Annotated in this window: 16 protein-coding genes; 2 read left to right on the top strand and 14 right to left on the bottom strand. The window is 38.9% G+C overall.

The window, feature by feature from the left end:
• Positions 1–12: 12 nt before the first annotated feature.
• The 9 genes from BMZ41_RS00085 to BMZ41_RS00045 all read right to left on the bottom strand — a co-directional run bounded on the left by BMZ41_RS00085 (position 13) and on the right by BMZ41_RS00045 (position 9812).
• Positions 13–1050 (bottom strand): galactose ABC transporter substrate-binding protein, encoded by a 1038-nt coding sequence (locus BMZ41_RS00085; RefSeq protein WP_090526267.1) that lies wholly within the window; start codon positions 1048–1050, stop codon positions 13–15.
• 12 nt (positions 1051–1062) lie between these two features.
• Positions 1063–2010, bottom strand: coding sequence for a substrate-binding domain-containing protein (locus BMZ41_RS00080; protein WP_177184123.1), 948 nt, complete (start codon positions 2008–2010; stop codon positions 1063–1065).
• Positions 2000–3817 carry a sensor histidine kinase gene (locus tag BMZ41_RS00075; protein WP_090526265.1) on the bottom strand — a complete coding sequence of 606 codons (1818 nt, stop codon included), beginning with the start codon at positions 3815–3817 and terminating at the stop codon, positions 2000–2002. Before BMZ41_RS00075 ends, BMZ41_RS00080 begins: the two co-directional genes overlap by 11 nt.
• Positions 3818–4597: a response regulator transcription factor gene (locus BMZ41_RS00070; RefSeq protein ID WP_090526264.1), complete on the bottom strand. Its 780-nt coding sequence runs from the start codon at positions 4595–4597 to the stop codon at positions 3818–3820.
• A 71-nt stretch (positions 4598–4668) separates the two neighbouring features.
• Entirely contained in the window at positions 4669–5835 is a 1167-nt protein-coding gene (mmsB, locus tag BMZ41_RS00065) for a multiple monosaccharide ABC transporter permease (protein ID WP_090526262.1), read from the bottom strand.
• Complete coding sequence (gene mmsA, locus BMZ41_RS00060) at positions 5825–7387, bottom strand: multiple monosaccharide ABC transporter ATP-binding protein (protein ID WP_090170586.1); 1563 nt, start codon at positions 7385–7387, stop codon at positions 5825–5827. The genes mmsB and mmsA overlap by 11 nt, the downstream gene beginning before the upstream one ends.
• A 66-nt stretch (positions 7388–7453) precedes the next feature.
• Positions 7454–8593: a multiple monosaccharide ABC transporter substrate-binding protein gene (gene chvE / locus BMZ41_RS00055; protein WP_090526260.1), complete on the bottom strand. Its 1140-nt coding sequence runs from the start codon at positions 8591–8593 to the stop codon at positions 7454–7456.
• Positions 8594–8782: 189 nt separating this feature from the next.
• The gene (locus BMZ41_RS00050; RefSeq protein WP_090170582.1) at positions 8783–9088 is read right to left on the bottom strand and encodes an AzlD domain-containing protein; all 306 of its coding nucleotides are present in this window, start codon (positions 9086–9088) and stop codon (positions 8783–8785) included.
• Entirely contained in the window at positions 9081–9812 is a 732-nt protein-coding gene (locus tag BMZ41_RS00045; RefSeq protein ID WP_090170580.1) for an AzlC family ABC transporter permease, read from the bottom strand. The genes BMZ41_RS00050 and BMZ41_RS00045 overlap by 8 nt, the downstream gene beginning before the upstream one ends.
• Before the next feature lie 67 nt (positions 9813–9879).
• Between BMZ41_RS00045 and BMZ41_RS00040 the strand changes: the two genes are divergently transcribed.
• Positions 9880–10689 (top strand): hypothetical protein, encoded by an 810-nt coding sequence (locus BMZ41_RS00040; RefSeq protein ID WP_090170578.1) that lies wholly within the window; start codon positions 9880–9882, stop codon positions 10687–10689.
• A gap of 138 nt (positions 10690–10827) precedes the next feature.
• Here BMZ41_RS00040 and ilvC read toward each other — a convergent pair whose 3' ends face one another.
• The 3 genes from ilvC to BMZ41_RS00025 form a co-directional block, all read right to left on the bottom strand.
• Positions 10828–11856 (bottom strand): ketol-acid reductoisomerase, encoded by a 1029-nt coding sequence (ilvC, locus tag BMZ41_RS00035; protein ID WP_090170576.1) that lies wholly within the window; start codon positions 11854–11856, stop codon positions 10828–10830.
• Between the two features lie 27 nt (positions 11857–11883).
• Positions 11884–12384 carry an acetolactate synthase small subunit gene (gene ilvN, locus BMZ41_RS00030; protein WP_090170574.1) on the bottom strand — a complete coding sequence of 167 codons (501 nt, stop codon included), beginning with the start codon at positions 12382–12384 and terminating at the stop codon, positions 11884–11886.
• 137 nt (positions 12385–12521) lie between these two features.
• A complete protein-coding gene (locus tag BMZ41_RS00025; RefSeq protein WP_177184122.1) occupies positions 12522–13109 on the bottom strand; it encodes a 4'-phosphopantetheinyl transferase family protein in 588 nt (195 codons plus the stop codon).
• A gap of 155 nt (positions 13110–13264) precedes the next feature.
• Between BMZ41_RS00025 and BMZ41_RS00020 the strand changes: the two genes are divergently transcribed.
• A complete protein-coding gene (locus tag BMZ41_RS00020; RefSeq protein ID WP_090526259.1) occupies positions 13265–14419 on the top strand; it encodes a glycosyltransferase in 1155 nt (384 codons plus the stop codon).
• Between the two features lie 4 nt (positions 14420–14423).
• Here BMZ41_RS00020 and BMZ41_RS00015 read toward each other — a convergent pair whose 3' ends face one another.
• Together BMZ41_RS00015 and BMZ41_RS00010 are read right to left on the bottom strand one after the other, a co-directional pair.
• The gene (locus tag BMZ41_RS00015) at positions 14424–15398 is read right to left on the bottom strand and encodes an aldolase catalytic domain-containing protein (RefSeq protein ID WP_090526257.1); all 975 of its coding nucleotides are present in this window, start codon (positions 15396–15398) and stop codon (positions 14424–14426) included.
• 385 nt (positions 15399–15783) lie between these two features.
• Complete coding sequence (locus tag BMZ41_RS00010) at positions 15784–17640, bottom strand: methyl-accepting chemotaxis protein (RefSeq protein WP_090526255.1); 1857 nt, start codon at positions 17638–17640, stop codon at positions 15784–15786.
• Positions 17641–18100 lie beyond the last annotated feature (460 nt).

The raw sequence follows: 18100 nt of genomic DNA, 5'->3' as shown, positions 1-18100 counted from the left end.
AGACTTTAAAGATTATAACCCTTTAAAGCCTATGTTAGCAATATTATTTTTATCTATCTTTTGATATGGAACATAATAATATTTGTTATTGTAAAGGGAAATATCAGCAGGAACTTTTCCGTAAACCCCAAGTCCTACAGCCATTTTAGCAATAATATGCCCTTTTTCAGCAGAATCATTTAATACTGTACCCTCCATTAGACCTTCCTGAATCATATCAAGTGCCTCTTCCTGACCATTAACGCCCACAATCATCGGAAAAGTCTGAACACCGTAATTTTTAAGTGCATCCAAAGCACCAAGCGCCATATTATCATCATTTGCAAGAATCAACTCTATATGACGAGGATATCCTGCCAAAAGAGAGGTAACTTTAGTCTGAGCCTGCTGTCTGTCCCAGTTTGCAATTTCGTCTCCCAGACGTTCAAGCTGAATTCCAGCACCCGTAATAGTATCCACTGAAACTCTGCTTCGAACAATGGCATCCTGATGTCCAGGCTCTCCCTCCAGCATCACATACTGAATCACACCATCATGATTCAAATCTACCTCATCCATCTTCTCATTTACTGCATCAATAACAATCTGTCCCTGGATTTTTCCACTTTCCTCTGGATGCGCCCCCACATAATAAAGCTTATTAAAGCGTTTTAAATCATCTTCTACAAGCTCTCTGTTAAAAAAGATGATAGGAATATCAGCGGCTTTTGCAGCTTCTATTATCACTGAAGGATCAGTACGGTCCACCAGATTGACGCATATTACATCATAACCCTTATCAATAAAATCCTGAACCTGATCATTCTGAAGGAGCTGATTCTTGCCTGCATAGGACACCGTTGATGTGATCTCCACTCCATATTCTTCCTGGTATTTTATTAAATTGTCCTCAATGTTATGCCTGATATCCTCAGTAAATGGGTCAAACTCATTGTACATTGTTATGCCCACCTTGATGCTGTCTTTCTTCTCATTTTCGTCAGAATTGGTACAACCCACAAAACTTGTAAGCATCAATGCTGATATCAATACTATTAAAATTCTTTTCATGTAAATCTCCAACTACTTAACAAACGGAAACAAAACCTTTTCCAACTTATCTGAATGGATGGTCTCCTTGTCTGAAATATAATAAAGCTTTTCATCTGCCTCTATTTTATTTCGCAAATTGCCAGTCAGCGCTTCCTTAACAGCCAAGAACCCCATAGAATAATCATCTTTAAAAGCAAGGGCATTTATCAAATTTGAATCCAAATAGTAAACTGCCTCCTTGCTATTATCGATAGAATAAACCTCCACCTTATTTTTCAGCTTAGACTGTGCCTTCGCCGCTGCTTCGAGAGTCTCAAAATCCAAAGTGATAAAACCATCGAAAAAACCGGATTGTCCTAGATTATACATACTCTGATTGATAGTACCAGAGGTAGCTGATAATAATCTGTACTCAAGTTTTATATTCGAATCCGAAAGTGCACTCTCTATTTCCTCCCTTAATGTATCGGTATTGACATCCTCTCTAGTGGAAACCAATAGCAATTTGGAAGCCTTTGAATTTTCAAGTATATAGTCTACAAAATTTCCAGCAAGCTCCCTGTCATCTACCATTATTGAATTTTTCAAATCACCATAGCTTCCATTTTTAACAAAGAGTACCTTTCCAGAGATGTTAGCCTTTTTAACATATTCTTTCATGGCTTCATAGTCGCTTGAAACCGTCACTATGTAATCCGTGCCTTCAGTCAATTGACGCTCTATTAAGTCTATTTCCCCATCAACTCCATACTCCGTTGGTGAATTAATGAAATCTACAAAACAATCCTCATCCATGGCAGCTGTTTCTGCCCCAGCTATCATATTCTCATAATTATCAAGGTTATCCCCTGTTACCACAAAGGTGATTTTTGTCTGATGCCGCTGTTGTCTGCTATTGTTAATGTAGATATATGACTCTACTGCAAGAAGGAGAATAACAGCTACTATAAATCCTGTAATAAGCTTTTTATTTCTCATTGCCTTCACCTCCCAAATATTCTTCCATGGTAAGCTTTGGCAAACGAATAACCGCTCTGGTACCTTCGTCCAGCTCGCTGTACATAGCCAGACCATAATCTTCCTTGAAATAAAGATTAATTCGCTGATTAATATTCCATAAGCCGATTCCAGAGCCCTTACCCTTAGATTCGGTCTTTTCCGTAAGTAAATTATCTAATACCTCCTGAGGAATACCCATGCCATTGTCGATTACCTCGATGTAGATATCTCCATCCTTCTGATAGCCCTTTATATCGATTAAACCATCATCCTCCATCTCGCCAACTGCATGATAGATTGCATTTTCAATAAGTGGTTGGATGATAAGCTTAATGGTTACACAGTTTTCAATTTCTGGATCAATATCAATGTTTGCTTCGAAACGATTTTTATAGCGTACCTTTTGGATGGCCAGATAATTTCTTGCATGAGTTATTTCATCCTTGATGGTGATGATATTATTTCCCTTGCTAAGACTTATTCTGAATAAAGAAGCAAGGCTTTTTATCATAGAAATTGCCTCAGGATATTTTTCAGCTTCAATCATCCAAATAACAGAATCCAAAGTGTTATATAGAAAATGCGGATTAATCTGAGCCTGAAGAGCATTCAATTCGGATTTACGTTTTTCCTTCTGTTCTTTTACTCTTTCATCCATCAGTTTGTGCATCTGACCAACAAGAGATTTTATGGTTCGTCCTAGATGCCTGATTTCATGGGAACCACCTATATAAATATTTGACTCATCAAATTTTCCATCCTCAATATAATTTAAAGAATCTTCCAGCCTTCTTATAGGATCTGTTACAATCTTTGAAATAAAAATGTTTCCAAAAACAATAAGGAAAATTGTAACGGTAATAATAATAAGCATGAAAGCTCTCAGCTGGTTATATGGTGCCGCCAAATCTTTGATTGGAACAACAGAAACTATTTTCCAGCCAGTATATCCTACCGTCTTTACGATAATAGAACGCTCTTTTCCCTCGAATCTTTCAATATGATTTCCATCCTCATAGGTGGCAGCCAAGGTGTTGTTTTCATTTACAAGACCTGTATAAATCGCCTTCTGCTTTGGATGATAAATAATCTCTCCTTCGGAATCTATTAGATAAACGTATCCTGTTCCCCCTTCATTGACTCTTGAAAACATCTGCTCTATTGCAGAGTAGTTCATATCAACCAAAAGGATTCCACGCCTGTTATAGCCCATGTAATTAAGATCTATACTTCGGCTAAGAGAAACAACCCAGTAATAGCGATAATTACTGCTTTCAAACATATTTTGTACGTGAGGAGTTGAGAAATGGAAGTTTTCTATGCGCTCCTCTGTACTGTAAAACCAAGCCTGATCTGTAAAATCCACACCAGCCTTACGGGTGGCAATTGGAGCAGCAGAAATAAGAGCACCATCCTGAGAAATGCAGGCAATACTGATAAGATTATCCTTGTTTGCCTCATAGAGAAGATCCATCTCATTGTTCATGGTGTCGCTTGTCAGGTCTAGGTCTTTTATTACGTTGTAATACATACTGTCCGAAATTCTCATCATATTCTTAAGATATGAATTGAGATTCCAGCTAATCTGCTCTATGACCTGCTTATTATTTTCTATAGCTGTAGCTTTTGCTGTATTTATATAATTGGTATAAAAGGCAAAGGTCATAAAGGCCATACTTAAGATTGAAACAATGGTAAATGATAAAGAAATAATCAACTGAATGCTTCTTCTCTTAGACGCTCTTTTAACACGGTGCAATTGCCTTTTAACGTCTAGTTCTTTCATTTATTGTTCCTTTTTTAATCTATACTTTGATGGCGAAATTCCATATGCCTTTTTGAACACGTAGCTGAAATAGTTTGGTTCTTCTATACCTACAAGCCCTGCAATGATGTAGGCTTTTTCATCTGTATTATCAAGTAACCACTTAGCTTTTTCCATTCTGAGATTTGTAAGATAAGTCACGAATGTATAGCCTGTCTTTTTTCTAAACAAAGAAGAAAAATAATTAGGAGTAACATTCAGATAATTAGACAAAGTATCAACAGACAAATCACTCTCATTAAAATGTTCAGCAATATAAACCTTGGCTTTTTCAACAAGGTCATGGGTATTGATATCTTTAAATTGTGCAAAAGTTTCCTGGTAATACTTCTCTAGATTTTCAAGATTACGTCTCTGTTCCTCTTCGTAATCAAGACGAACCTTAAGACGTGAAAAAAGCTGATATAGCTCATCAGAATTAACAGGCTTAAGAACATATTCCACCACGGCAAGCTCTATAGCTTCCTTGGCGTATTCAAATTCATCATAACCTGTCAGAATAACAAATTTTGTAGTTGGAAGCTCTGCCTTCAACTGCTTGGAAAACTCCAGTCCATTCATGAAAGGCATATTAATATCGGTCATCACCACATCTGGACGACGCTCCAAGGCCATATCAAGAGCCTCATAGCCATTCTCCGCTGTGCCAACCACCTTGAACCCCAACTCTTCCCAATTAATCTTTTTTTCAATGGCGAGGCGCACTTCTTCCTCGTCATCAACTAACATCACATTATACATACATTATTCCCCCGAATACGTTGTATGTATATTATAGCAAAAGGGGTGCCTTGCGACACCCCTAAAAATCATTAATTCTTCTTACGTTTTGACATTACATCTACTGTTACGGCACCAAGAAGAACCGCACCTTTTACGATTTTCTGGATATCAGTTGACCATCCAAAAAGTGACATACCATTGTTAAGTACACCCATTACGAAAGCACCGACAACAGCTCCAAGAATTGTACCAGAACCACCGGCTACAGCAGCACCACCAATGTAGCATGATGCAATGGCATCCATCTCAAAACCATCACCAGCTTTTGGTGTAGATGAACCGTTTCTTGCTGAAAGTACGATACCAGCGATAGCTGATAAAACACCCATGTTAGTGTATACCCAGAAGAAAACCTTATTAGTATCAATACCTGAAAGGTTTGCTGCTTTTCTGTTACCACCAAGAGCATAAATCTGACGACCAGCTACTGTCTTTGTTGTAACGAAAGCATAAATTGCAATGAGAACAACCATGATAAGAAGTACAAATGGTAGTCCGTTGTAACGAGCAAGCTTGTAAAGGAAGAACCAAAGAATGAAAAGCTCGATTGCAACCTTTAATATTGTCTGCCAAGCTGGAGCAAGTGCAAAGTTGTACTTTTTCTTTGTCTTAATTTCTTTAAGCTCTGACCAGATAAGTGCTGCAGAAGCAATAATAGCAACTGCAATTGAAACTAAATCAAGAATTCCATCTCCAAAGAAAATCTTGTAGGTTGGAAGGAAGCCTGCTCCAATAAAGTTGTACTCTGTTGGAAGTGGTCCTTTTGTCTGAGCCTGTAAAAGTGTATAGGTAAGGCCACGACCCATAAGCATGGTAGCAAGTGTTACTACGAATGGTGGAATGCTGAGGTAAGCAATGAAGAAACCAGCAAACATACCAACCAAAAGACCAATTACGAGAGCTGCTAAAATGGCAACCCACATATTCATCTTTAAGTCCATCATCATGATACCAGCTGTGGCACCACAAAGAGCAACTACCGAACCAACACCAAGATCTACATTACCAGTTAATACACAAAGCAACATACCTATCGCAAGAATGACTACATAGCCGTTCTGCATAACAAGGTTGTTAATGTTCATTGGTGTAAGGTTTTTGCCCCCTGTAAGAAGGGCGAATATCAAATAAATAACAATAAGAGCAATGAACATGCCATATTGTTTCATGTCTAAATTAACTCTCTTATTTTCCATTTCCATCATCCTTTCTATTGTGGGCCATTACGCATTGCATGATTTTCTCCTGCGATACATTTTCTTTTGAAAGCTCGCCCGCAATCTCTCCCTCATTAATGACATAGATTCTATCGCAGGTACCAATAATTTCAGGCATTTCTGATGAAATTACAATTACCGCCTTTCCCTGCTTTGCAAGTTCATTAATGACGCAGTATATTTCGTATTTAGCACCTACATCGATGCCTCGTGTTGGCTCATCCAAAATCAAAACATCTGGCTGAGTAAGCATCCACTTTGCAAGCACAACCTTTTGCTGGTTACCACCAGAAAGTGAACCAACCACCTGATTGATGGAATTCGCTTTTACGTTAATTTTCTTTTTATATTCTTCTGCAGCTAAAATCTCCTCATTTCCATTGATAACACCGCGCTTTGCGAAGAACTTTGGACGGGCTGCAATTGTCATATTTTCCTTGATATCACCAATCAGGATAAGTCCATTTGTTTTTCTATCTTCAGTAACGTAAGCAAGCTTGTTATCAATAGCATCTTTAACAGTATGAAGATTAACTTCCTTTCCATTAATCTTTACTGTACCTGAGATTTTCTGTCCGTAGCTGTGTCCAAAAACACTCATGGCAAACTCTGTTCTACCAGCACCCATAAGTCCTGCCAGACCAACTACCTCTCCTGCCTTAACTTCAATGTTAATGTCTTTAAGAACCTGACGATTTGCATCATCTGGATGATAAACATTCCAGTTCTTAACCTCAAAAATTGTATCACCAATTGTGACACCCTCTCGTACAGGATATCTGTTTGTAAGCTCACGACCTACCATGGCCTTGATAACTCTATCCTCAGAGAAATCATCAACTCCCTTTACAAGAGTCTCAATAGTTTTACCATCACGAATGATAGTAACTGCATCTGCAACATAGCTTATCTCATTAAGCTTATGAGAAATGATAATGCAGGTAATTCCCTGTTTCTTAAGCTCCAACATAATATCCAGAAGCTTTCTGGATTCTTCATCATTAAGGGCTGCTGTTGGCTCATCCAAAATGAGAAGCTCTACCTTTTTTGCCATAGCCTTTGCAATTTCAATCAGCTGCTGTTTTCCAACACCGAGTGAATTTACAGGGGCATTTACATTTTCATTTTCCAGTCCAACCTTAGCAAGCATTTCCTGGGCACGCTGTCTTGTCTTTGTCCAGTCTATAACACCCTTCATGGAAAGCTGTTCATTACCTAAGAATACGTTTTCTGCAATGGAAAGAAGGGGACTTAATGCAAGCTCCTGATGAATAATAACAATACCCTTGGCTTCTGAATCCCTAAGGTTATGGAATTTACAAACCTCACCATGATACTCAACGTCACCCTCATAGGTACCGTAAGGATACACTCCAGAAAGTACATTCATCAGTGTAGACTTACCAGCTCCATTTTCTCCACAAAGAGCATGGATTTCTCCCTTTTTCACCTGCAGATTTACATCATCAAGAGCCTTCACCCCAGAAAACTCTTTTGTGATATGCTTCATTTCCAAGATGTAATCTGACATATTAACTTCTCCTTCTTATAAATAGTGGCGACTTATAATAAGCCGCCACTACAATTAATCAACTAACTAATTTGCTAACTGCTCTTCAGTATAGTAACCACCATCTACAATGATTTCCTTGTAGTTATCCTTGTCAACTGCAACAGGTGTGCAGAGGTATGAAGGAACAACAAGCTTTCCATTGTCATACTGCTCTGTATCGTTGATCTCTGGCTCTGAGCCTTCAAGAACTGCCTGAACCATTGTTACACACTTGTCAGCAAGGAGACGTGTATCCTTGTAGATAGACATTGTCTGAGAACCAGCGATGATGTTCTTTGTAGCCATAAGCTCAGCATCCTGACCTGTGATAAGTGGCCAATCCTCGCCTACCTTGTAGCCTGCTCCCTCAAGAGCTGCCTTACATCCATAAGCGAAACCATCAAAAGCTGTAGCGCAGATATCTAACTTGTCATTAGCATAGAAACCTGTAAGGTAATCTTCACAGTTCTTCTGAGCACCTTCCTGAGACCATCTAAGAATACATGTATCCTCGAAAGATGTTCTTCCTGACTTACATACTAATGTGCCATTATCAAGATATGGCTGAAGAACTTCCATAAGTCCGTTGTAAAGCATTACAGCGTTGTTATCATCTGGAGAACCCATGAAGAACTCAATTGTATAAGAATCCTTTGCATTCTTAAGGTCCTTAGACTCTTCAATGTACTTACCGATTGCTGTACCAACACCCTTGTTATCGAACGTTGCATAGTAGCTTACAGCATCAGTGTCCATAAGAAGACGATCATAAGCGATGATAGGAATACCAGCTTCCTTTGCCTGTGCCTCTACATTTACAAGAGCTGATGAATCAACTGCTGCGATAACTAAGCAATCTGCACCAGCAGCAATCATGTTCTCAATCTGAGAAACCTGAGCCTGTACATCATCCTCAGCATACTGAAGGTCAACTTCATAGCCAAGCGCCTCAAGCTTTTCCTTCATGTTGCTACCATCATTAATCCATCTCTCAGAAGACTGTGTAGGCATTGCCACTGCAACCTTCTTGCCACCAGCTAATGGTGTCTCTGAATCTTCCACTGTTTCGCTAGCAGTGTCTGTTGCTGCATCAGGAGCTGCTCCTGTATCAGCAGGTCCACATCCAACTGCAAGCCCCATAGTCATGAGTGCTGTGAGCATTAAACTTAGAACTCTTTTTTTCATTTCCTTCTCCTCCTAAAATTGATGTTAGCAGCCCCCCGGCTGCATACCTCTTTTATCTACATAAATATTATCAGTTCACAGTTTAGACATAAATATAAAATTCTATTATAAAGCTTTAAATTTCTACACAGTGTTATCTTTTACTAAATAAAAACGGCCCAGCCATTAAGCTGGACCTGCAATTCCTTACTAACATAAAACAAGTTCACATATAAAAACAACAGCACAACATATACATGCTACCCTAAAAAGTGACTGATTAAGCCATGCTGCTATTGTTCCACAAATCAACGCCAGGATGCCTGCGATTTTATTTTGGGTGGCATCGATGATGGCAGGGAAAGTCATTACTGCAAGTGTGACATATGGTACATAGTAAAGAAATGACCTTACAAATCGGTTTTTAATTGGCTTTCGAAAAACAGTGACTGGCAAAACCCTAATCAGGGTGCTGACAACTGCAGCCACCAATATATACATATAGGTATTAGTCATCGTCTTCTACCTCCGGATGGGGAAATAAAATAGCAGCCACAGAAGCTATCACAACTGTGAGAATAATAGTTTTCGTGCCAGCAGAAATGCTAGCAAATACAGATAATCTGGAAGCAATGTAACTTAAAACAAAGGAAATCAGAATCAAAACTGCCACTATTCTATGCTTTCTAGCTTCTGGCATAATGCAGGCTAAAAACATTCCATACAAAGCAACCGATAATGCACTAACAAGTCTAACTGGCATAAGCTCTCCTGCCACAATTCCACAGGAAGTTCCAGCAGACCAACATACCGCCGCAATAAGAAATGCACCGTAATTATATATTGGCTCGATGAACCCTGGGCGCTTTATCGTAATTGCGAATAATTCATCTGTAACAGTAAAACCAACCAATATTCTATCCAGCATTGATGTGGACTCATCAAACTTCTGGCTGAGTGCTGTGGACATAAGCAAATATCTTGCGTTGACCACAAGGGTCATAATAGCCATCTCTATAAATCCAGAGGCAGCTGCAGCAACAGTATAAACTGCATACTCCCCCGCACTGGCGTGATTCAAAAAGGAATTTATAAAGCCCTGAAGAGGTGTAAAGCTTGCGTTTCTAGCTAGTATTCCAAGAGAAAACGCCACTGCGAAATATCCAAGTCCTATTGGAATACCATCTTTAAAGCCCTCTCTAAAGGCTTGTTTTTTAGAATTTGTCATCAAATTTTTCATAGAATTTTAATACTTTCACTTTCGCAAAAGGGTAAAATAATAATAGTCATAAAAAAGGAGGCAAACGATGAAGCCTGGCGTTTATGAAGCAACACGAAAAAATGGTACTTCCTACTACCGTGGAAACATTACCTATAACGGAAAGCACATCAGCATCGGAAGTTATAACACTGAAGCTCAGTGCAACCGCGCTTACAAGGAAGCCTGGAAGCTTCTAAAGGATAATAAAATCACCTTGCTCTCCTATCAAAACGTAATAAAAGATTTACCTTTCGATAAGGTGGTCACTCTTATAAATTATAGAGATAATAAGATTTATATTAAGAATCCTATCTATCTTCAAAGAAATTATTTTGTATACTATTTGGATGCGTCCACTGTTCTTAAATTTGATAATGATGATTTGTTCTACTACTCAACTCACAAAATTCAAAACCGCGGTGGGCACATGTTTGTAAGTGACTACGGAATGCAATACAACATTCTTGGTCGCTATGGAATAAAACCTTACAGTGTAAAGGATCGTGATTACAAATTTGCCAACGGAGATGATACGGATTTACGATATTCCAACATCATACTTGTAAATAAATATCACGGGGTCTCAAAAGAAGAAAAAAAAGGCAAAGTAAAGTACGTTGCCAAAATTCATCTAAATGGAGACTTCATAGTAGGACGATACTCCAGCGAAGCAAAGGCTGCCATAGCCTACAACAAGGCCGTAGACCTGTGTCGTTCGCGTGGCATGAAGAGGAAGTTCCCCACAAACTTTGTTTCTGAATACTCACCTAGAGAGTACGCAGATATATATACTGAAATAAAAATATCATCTCACTTATATAAATTTTTCAGAAACAAAAATTATAGAGAAGCATAATATTATGGGGTAATATCAATAAATGATATTACCCCTTTTTTCTAAGGACAGTCAGCCCCATTTTTAAAAATTGCCTACGGCAATTTGGGGCTTCCAGTATAACTTTTTCTATTCCTTTGGAATAGAAAACAGTTATAATTAGTTGTTAATGAACTTATCTTCTTCATTATTCCAGCTATAAAGCTTTCTAACTTCTTCGCCGACCTTCTCAGATGGGTGCTCAGCTGCAAGCTTTCTCATAGCCTGGAAATGAACCTGACGTCCAGCAGGTGACATATCAAGAAGGAATTCCTTAGCAAATGTACCATCCTGGATATCTGAAAGAATCTTCTTCATAGCCTTCTTTGTCTCGTCTGTGATGATCTTAGGACCTGTTACATAATCACCATACTCAGCTGTATTTGAAATAGAATATCTCATTCCTGCAAAGCCTGACTGATAGATAAGGTCTACAATAAGCTTCATCTCATGGATACACTCAAAATATGCATTTCTTGGATCATAGCCTGCCTCAACAAGAGTCTCGAAACCTGCCTGCATAAGAGCGCAAACACCACCACAAAGAACTGCCTGCTCACCAAAGAGGTCTGTCTCTGTCTCTGTTCTGAATGTAGTCTCAAGAACACCAGCGCGAGCACCGCCGATACCAAGCGCATATGCAAGTGCAAGGTCAAGAGCCTTACCTGTAGCATCCTGCTCTACAGCAACAAGACAAGGAACCCCCTTACCTGCAAGGTACTCAGAACGAACTGTGTGGCCTGGTCCCTTAGGAGCAATCATAGTAACATCAACATCAGCTGGTGGCTTGATGCAGCCAAAGTGGATGTTGAAACCATGAGCAAACATAAGCATGTTACCAGCCTCAAGGTTTGGCTCGATGTCCTTCTTGTACATATCAGCCTGCTTCTCATCGTTGATAAGAATCATAATGATATCAGCCTTCTTAGCTGCTTCTGCTGCTGTGTAAACTGTAAGTCCCTGCTTCTCAGCCTTAGCCCATGACTTAGAGCCTTCGTAAAGACCGATAATGACATCACATCCACTCTCCTTAAGGTTGAGTGCGTGTGCGTGACCCTGGCTACCATAACCGATAATAGCTATTGTCTTACCTTTCAATAATGAAAGATTGCAATCTTCCTGATAATAGATCTTTGCTTCCTGTGACATTCTTTTATCCTCCTACTTTTGTTTGTATTATAAAATTACAACATCATCGGAGCCTCTTGTAAGACCTGTAACTCCAGTTCTCGCGAGCTCCAAAATATCGTAATCCGCAAGCATATCTAAAAATGCTGCCAACTTATCCTGATTTCCAGTAACCTCAAGAATCATTGAATCATGTGTAACATCAACAACCTTGCCATGGAAAATCTCAACTATTGTAAGCACATCCTGTCTGTCTGTATTTCTAGCAGAAATCTTTACAAGCATAAGTTCTCTCTTAACAGACATACCATGTTCCAAAACCTTCAAATCAACAACATCTGTAAGCTTTGAAACCTGCTTTTCAATCTGATCAAGAACCTGCTCATCACCATGAGTAACAATTGTAACTCTGGTGTATCTAGGGTCAGCTGTGACTCCAGATGAAAAACTATCAATATTGTAACCTCTGCGTGAGAATAAGCCAGAAATTCGGCTTGCCAGACCTGGTGTGTTTTCAACTAATATTGAAAGAACTTTTGTAGATTCCATAAATTATACTCCTTTTCCACTTCACTACTGTGAAGCATGAAACTAAATAGAATTCTATCACAAACCATCTATATGTCAATACGAACTTGAATATTTATTAAATAATAATATAAAAAAGGAAGTACCCCAAAGGTTATTTAGTAGTACTTCCCGTCATACGGATTATATAGACCCATCTGAATAGGCTGTCTTTTGTCTTCATAGCAAAGGGTGATGTAATAATCCCTAAACTCGAAGCCTTGTTTTGTCCATTCCACATTGCCCTTTTCGCAGTCACAGTATTCACTGTAATCTACCCACTGTAGTACCTGCATCAACGGCCTGTCCATCATCTTGCAGGTGGCCTCTTTAAAGGTCCATACCTCAGTGAATTTCTTATTAACCTCCGCCTTCTTTACCGACTCTAAAAGTTCTAAATCATACTTCGTAAAAAAGCGTTTTACCAAATCTGGATCATAAGGCCTTATTCTTTCTACATCGATTCCAACTGGCTTATCAGATATAGCCGCTACCGCAAAAAAATCTGCATGGCTTATACTGAAGTCCACGTTCTTTGGCTGTAGAAAAATAGGTTTGCCCTGTGAAGTGTTTGAATAAACGTAAGGTCTTTGAATGTGGTTTTCCCACAATAGCTTTTCCAAAAGATGGGACGCGCCGAGTCTCTCGCACTTTCCCTTGAGGGTCTTGGCTTCATCCACGTGAGCCCTGCGCTGAGGGCTAATCATATCGTAGACTTCGTCAAAAATAAATGGATTTTGTAGTGGTTCGCAATTATACGCAGCCGCTTTAATCATAGATTCCCCTTTCTCTTCTTAATACAAAGTATATCATAGTGAGTAAAAAGTATGTTAAAATTTGGTTAAACATAGGGGGTGAGATTATGAACTTTTTGATTTTCGAAATGAAAACCGTCTGTTACAATTCCTATCTCTATTTCGGAGACTCTCTCGGTGCTGCTTTGACAAAATTAGGGCATAATGTTGAATATTTCAAGGTAGACGAAAATACCCTCGATGATTTAGAGCAATATGTAGGAAAGCACTATGACGCTCTTATTGATTTCAATTCTGACCTGCCTAGAGCTCTTATGGATGACGATTCCCATTTTCTGGATCATGTTGATGCACCATTTTTTGATGTAATTTTAGATCATCCTTTATATCACCACGATTCACTAAAACATAAGCTGACCAACTTTCATGTTGTTTGCCTGGATGATAATCACAAGAAATATATTGAAAAATACTATCCTCACATAAAATCTGTTACCGTCACCCCTATGACCGGTGAACTAGCTTTTGGTAAAGATAATATTGACTGGGAGGATTTTGAAAACCGTAAATACGATATTCTTTTTTCAGGCACATATACTGCGCCAGAAAGGCTTGAAACAGCTATCAATAAAATGCCAGCACCTGTAGCAGAAACCGTCTATGAGCTTATAGAAATGTTAAAAGCAGACAGTGACCTTACTATAGAAGAAGCCGTAGATACATTATCTGAGACAGAAATCTACGACTATATAAATCTAGATAAACCACTTCACACGCAAACCTTTTATCTTGCAGATGCCTACGTGCGCTGTCTAAACAGAAAAAAGCTGGTGGAAGCACTGGATAAATGTGAACACCCTCTTCATCTTTTTGGAGCTCTTTGGGAAGAGCTTCCGCTTAAGCACGCCACAATCCACAGAGAAATCCCTTTTAATCTTACCTTTACCGTATTTACGAAGGCTAAAATCTCTGTAAATATCATGCCAAATTTCAAGTCTGGAAGTCATGATCGAGTATTCTCTTCCCAGCTTAATGGTGCTGTCACTCTCACAGACCCTACAACTCTGCTTGAAAAAGAATATAAAGACGGTCAGAACATTTTATTCTATGACCTAAAAGATATTGATGAAGCTGCATTTATAGTAGATGAAAACCTAAAAGACTTGGATAAGCTCAAAAAAATAGCCCAGGAAGGCTATGAAGTAGCTTCAAAAAACCATACCTGGACTGAAATAGCAAAAAAGCTATTAAGCGCACTATAAATTATTAATCTAAATTAAGCATCTCCTGGTAGAAAGCAAAGTAATCCTTTCTGCCCTGCTTAGTAAACTCTATAGCAGTTCTAGGATGCTGATTTAAAAGACCTGTTGTAAGATACTGCATATCGTAGCCCCATACAACTCCCTGCTCTTTTAGAGGAAGCATAAAGTCCTCTACAAACTTGATGGCATATCTTTCTTTATACTTAGGATTCTTTAAAAATCCTAAAAGTAGCTCCATGGCACAATTTCCTGCACCACGTCCCATGCTGCAATATGTAGCATCAAGATAATCAACATTATCTCCAACAGCCTCTATAGTATTTGCGAATGCAAGCTTCTGATTGTCGTGAGCATGCATACCAACCTTCTTACCATATTTAGCGGCTGCGTTGCAGTAAACATCTGCGATACGCTCAATCTGTTCTGGATAGAGTGAACCGTAGCTATCTACAATATAAATGCAGGAAATTGGAGTCTGGCAAACAATATCAAGAGCAGCCTTTACATCCTCCATTGATGCAGTAGAGATAGCCATAATATTACAGGTTGTCTCGTAGCCCTTCTTGTCAGCATCTTCTATCATTTCGATAGCACCTGGTAACTGGTGAAGATAGGTTGCCACACGAATCAAATCAACCGGGCTTTCAGCCTTTGGGTGAATATCCTCCTTGTAGTTGCAACGGCCAACATCAGCCATGATAGCAAGCTTTAAGTCAGTATTATTATCTCCAACTATTTTTCTAATATAGTCATCAGATGAAAACTTCCATGGTCCAAACTTCGACTCATCGAACTGCTCCTTATCAGCACGATAGCCCATTTCCATGTAGTCAACTCCCGCCTTAACATTAGTCAAATAAAGAGCCTTTGCAAACTCATCAGTGAAATAGAAATCATTTACAAGACCTCCATCTCTCAAAGTTGCATCAACTACACGTACGCTTTCTCGCACAGCAAGAAGCTTTGAAACCTCTTTCATCTTTCGTATCCTCCTAAGTATGTCGTTCCGCTTTAGCAATTAAAAGTGGTAAAGTAATTATAATCGTACAACAATGCAAAGTCAATCGATTAACCAAAGCGTAGCCATAAACTAAGCCGCAAGTAACTATCAATCCCTCTTGTAGGTATCAAGCTCTTTGGTTTCTCATTGAGACATGTAGTCGAACAGAGAAACCTAAGGCTTGTAGCCGTAGCAAGAGTCTTAATGCCTAGGATTGAGAGTGTAACTTGCGGCGTAAATTTATGACTTCTTGTGGGCTACTTAAGGAAAAAGCCCACAAGAACTTGGCTTTGCCAAGCAATATTTTCTTTCAGAAAATATTGGTCCATGTCCGGTTCTTGATTTTCTGAGGAAAATCAAAAACCTATACTATCTCGAATTTCTGAGTTGATGCATTGAGCTGCTTTGTAACTTCATTGTTTTGATCCATAGCCTCTGTAATGCCTTGGATTTCCCCAACAATCTCAGTTGCTGAAGCTGCACTCATTCCAATCGCACTTGAGCTTTCCTGTACAGAACTTGAAATACTCTCAATTCTGTCAGCCATCTCATTCATTACAAAATTTAGATTATCAGCCTTCTCAGAGAAGGTTCCAAGCATCTCCTCTATCATTGTAGCAGTGTTCTCATACTTAACACCAGTGTCAACAAAGGCATCGTAGTCAGCCAATACATTTTCATTAATGAAGTCAATAACCTGAATAGCGTTATCCGAAAGGGACTTAACTGCAGAAGTAACCTTAGAAGAAATCTCCTGAATGTTACCAGCTGTATCGCGGGAATTTGCTGCAAGAGCACTAATCTCATCTGCAACTACAGCGAAGCCCTTACCAGCTTCACCTGCACGAGCGGCCTCGATTGAAGCATTAAGCGCAAGAAGATTTGTCTGGCTGGCAATATCAAGAATTTCATTTGTAAGGTCGCCAATCTGATTAACCTGTTCAGATTCCTTAACAGAAGCTTCAAGAACCTTCGACAGCTCTTCCATCTTCTTTCCAGTATTATCCTTCTTACTGTTGGCTTCCTTCTTAATTGAATCAGCCGCATCTTTGATTTCATTAGCCTTTTCAGCACCTGCTTTAGCCTCTGCGTCAATTGCATCTGTTGCCTCTCGAACCTGAAGAACCTTATCATTCAAATCCTCTGCTGTTGCAGATACACTTTCCATAGATGCTGCCAGCTCTTCCATTGCTGCAGATGTGTTAGTTACATTATCACTAGCACTTTGGATCTTTACAATAACACTATCTGCAGATGATGTAAGAACTGTTGCTCCATCCTTAACATCTCTGATTACACCCTGCAATGTTCCTAAGAACTGATTGATACAATCAGATATAAGTGCAAGCTCTGTTTTTGTTTTTGTGTTTATTCGGGCAGTTAAATCGCCCTTGCCCTTATTGATATTATTAATGATAGCTTGCAATTCATATGAAATACCAAGTATAGTCTTATTAATTCTAACAAATGAAAGTACAAAGCTAAGTATAATCAAGACAACAACCATTGCCATGACTATATATCCCTTTACAGAAACCTGGGCAATGTACCCATCCAAATAAGCGCCAAAGCCCACGCTTAGAGAATTAATTCCCTCATCAATAGCATCTAAAGCATCATTTGTTGCAACAAGGCTTGTTCCGTAATCACCAGATACACAGCCAATTGCTCCCGTAAAATCACCTGATATGATAAAGTTTTCCATAGCACCAGCTGCAGCAACTAATGCCTCTGCGCTAGCTCTGAGATTATCAACTCTCTCCTGCCCATCTGGTAGGTTTCCAACCAGTATACTAGCATCCAAATAATCAAGATGAGAGCCAATATCATTCATATAACCTTCCATATCCGCAAATTCTTCAGCTGGCATTTCCTTGCCTGCCTCAAGTTGTCCTAATGTACGATTAATTTCAGCTGAAATATGAACTACATCTTGACGTAATGCAGCCGATTCCTGTGCGCAAATAAGTTCGTTTTCACTTGCTACTAAAACCAGTGACTTTAAGCTTTGCATATCTGAGTTGGAAATCACTGCATATATTATAAATGCCGCAAGTATAGCAACATTTACAATTATGTTTTGAAAAGAAATTGATTGGAAAAAGTTGCCTTTATTATTTTCAACAACCTTTCCAACAGCTTTAAGATTTTCCTTTTGCTCAGCTGTAAGATTTTTATCAAGCCTCTGTTTTATTTTCTCTTGCCTTTCTTCTGTTCCCATTGCGCACCCCCCATTTAAATTAATGGCTAATAATTCCGTTTAAAAAATTATATACCCATACGTTTTAATTGGTTAAGAGGTTTCACAAAAAAAACATATGATGTTTAAAAAATGTACAATTTCTATGGATTTTTATGAGATAAAACATTTGATTAATCTCATTTTAAAAAATCGAGTAGGAGGGAGATTTAATTAATCTCCCGACCTCTCAGTCGAGTAAGTAGGAGGATTTTCACCTCAAACTTCTCACAGAACCGTACGTGAAGGTCTCCCTTCATACGGCTCTTATCATCTAACAATACGAATACATTTTGCTCCAGTGTGCAAACAATCTCGGCTCTCGTTTTCTTACAGACGTGAGCCATTTTTCTGCCCGTCTTCTATGACCACGAAGGTTCTTATATTTACACATTGCCCATTTTACTAGCCTACGTTCTATACATTGAAGTGTATATTTCAT

The organism is Pseudobutyrivibrio sp. UC1225 (assembly GCF_900115215.1).
Classification (GTDB): Bacteria; Bacillota; Clostridia; order Lachnospirales; family Lachnospiraceae; genus Pseudobutyrivibrio.
This window is presented reverse-complemented; position numbering and strand designations above follow the sequence as displayed.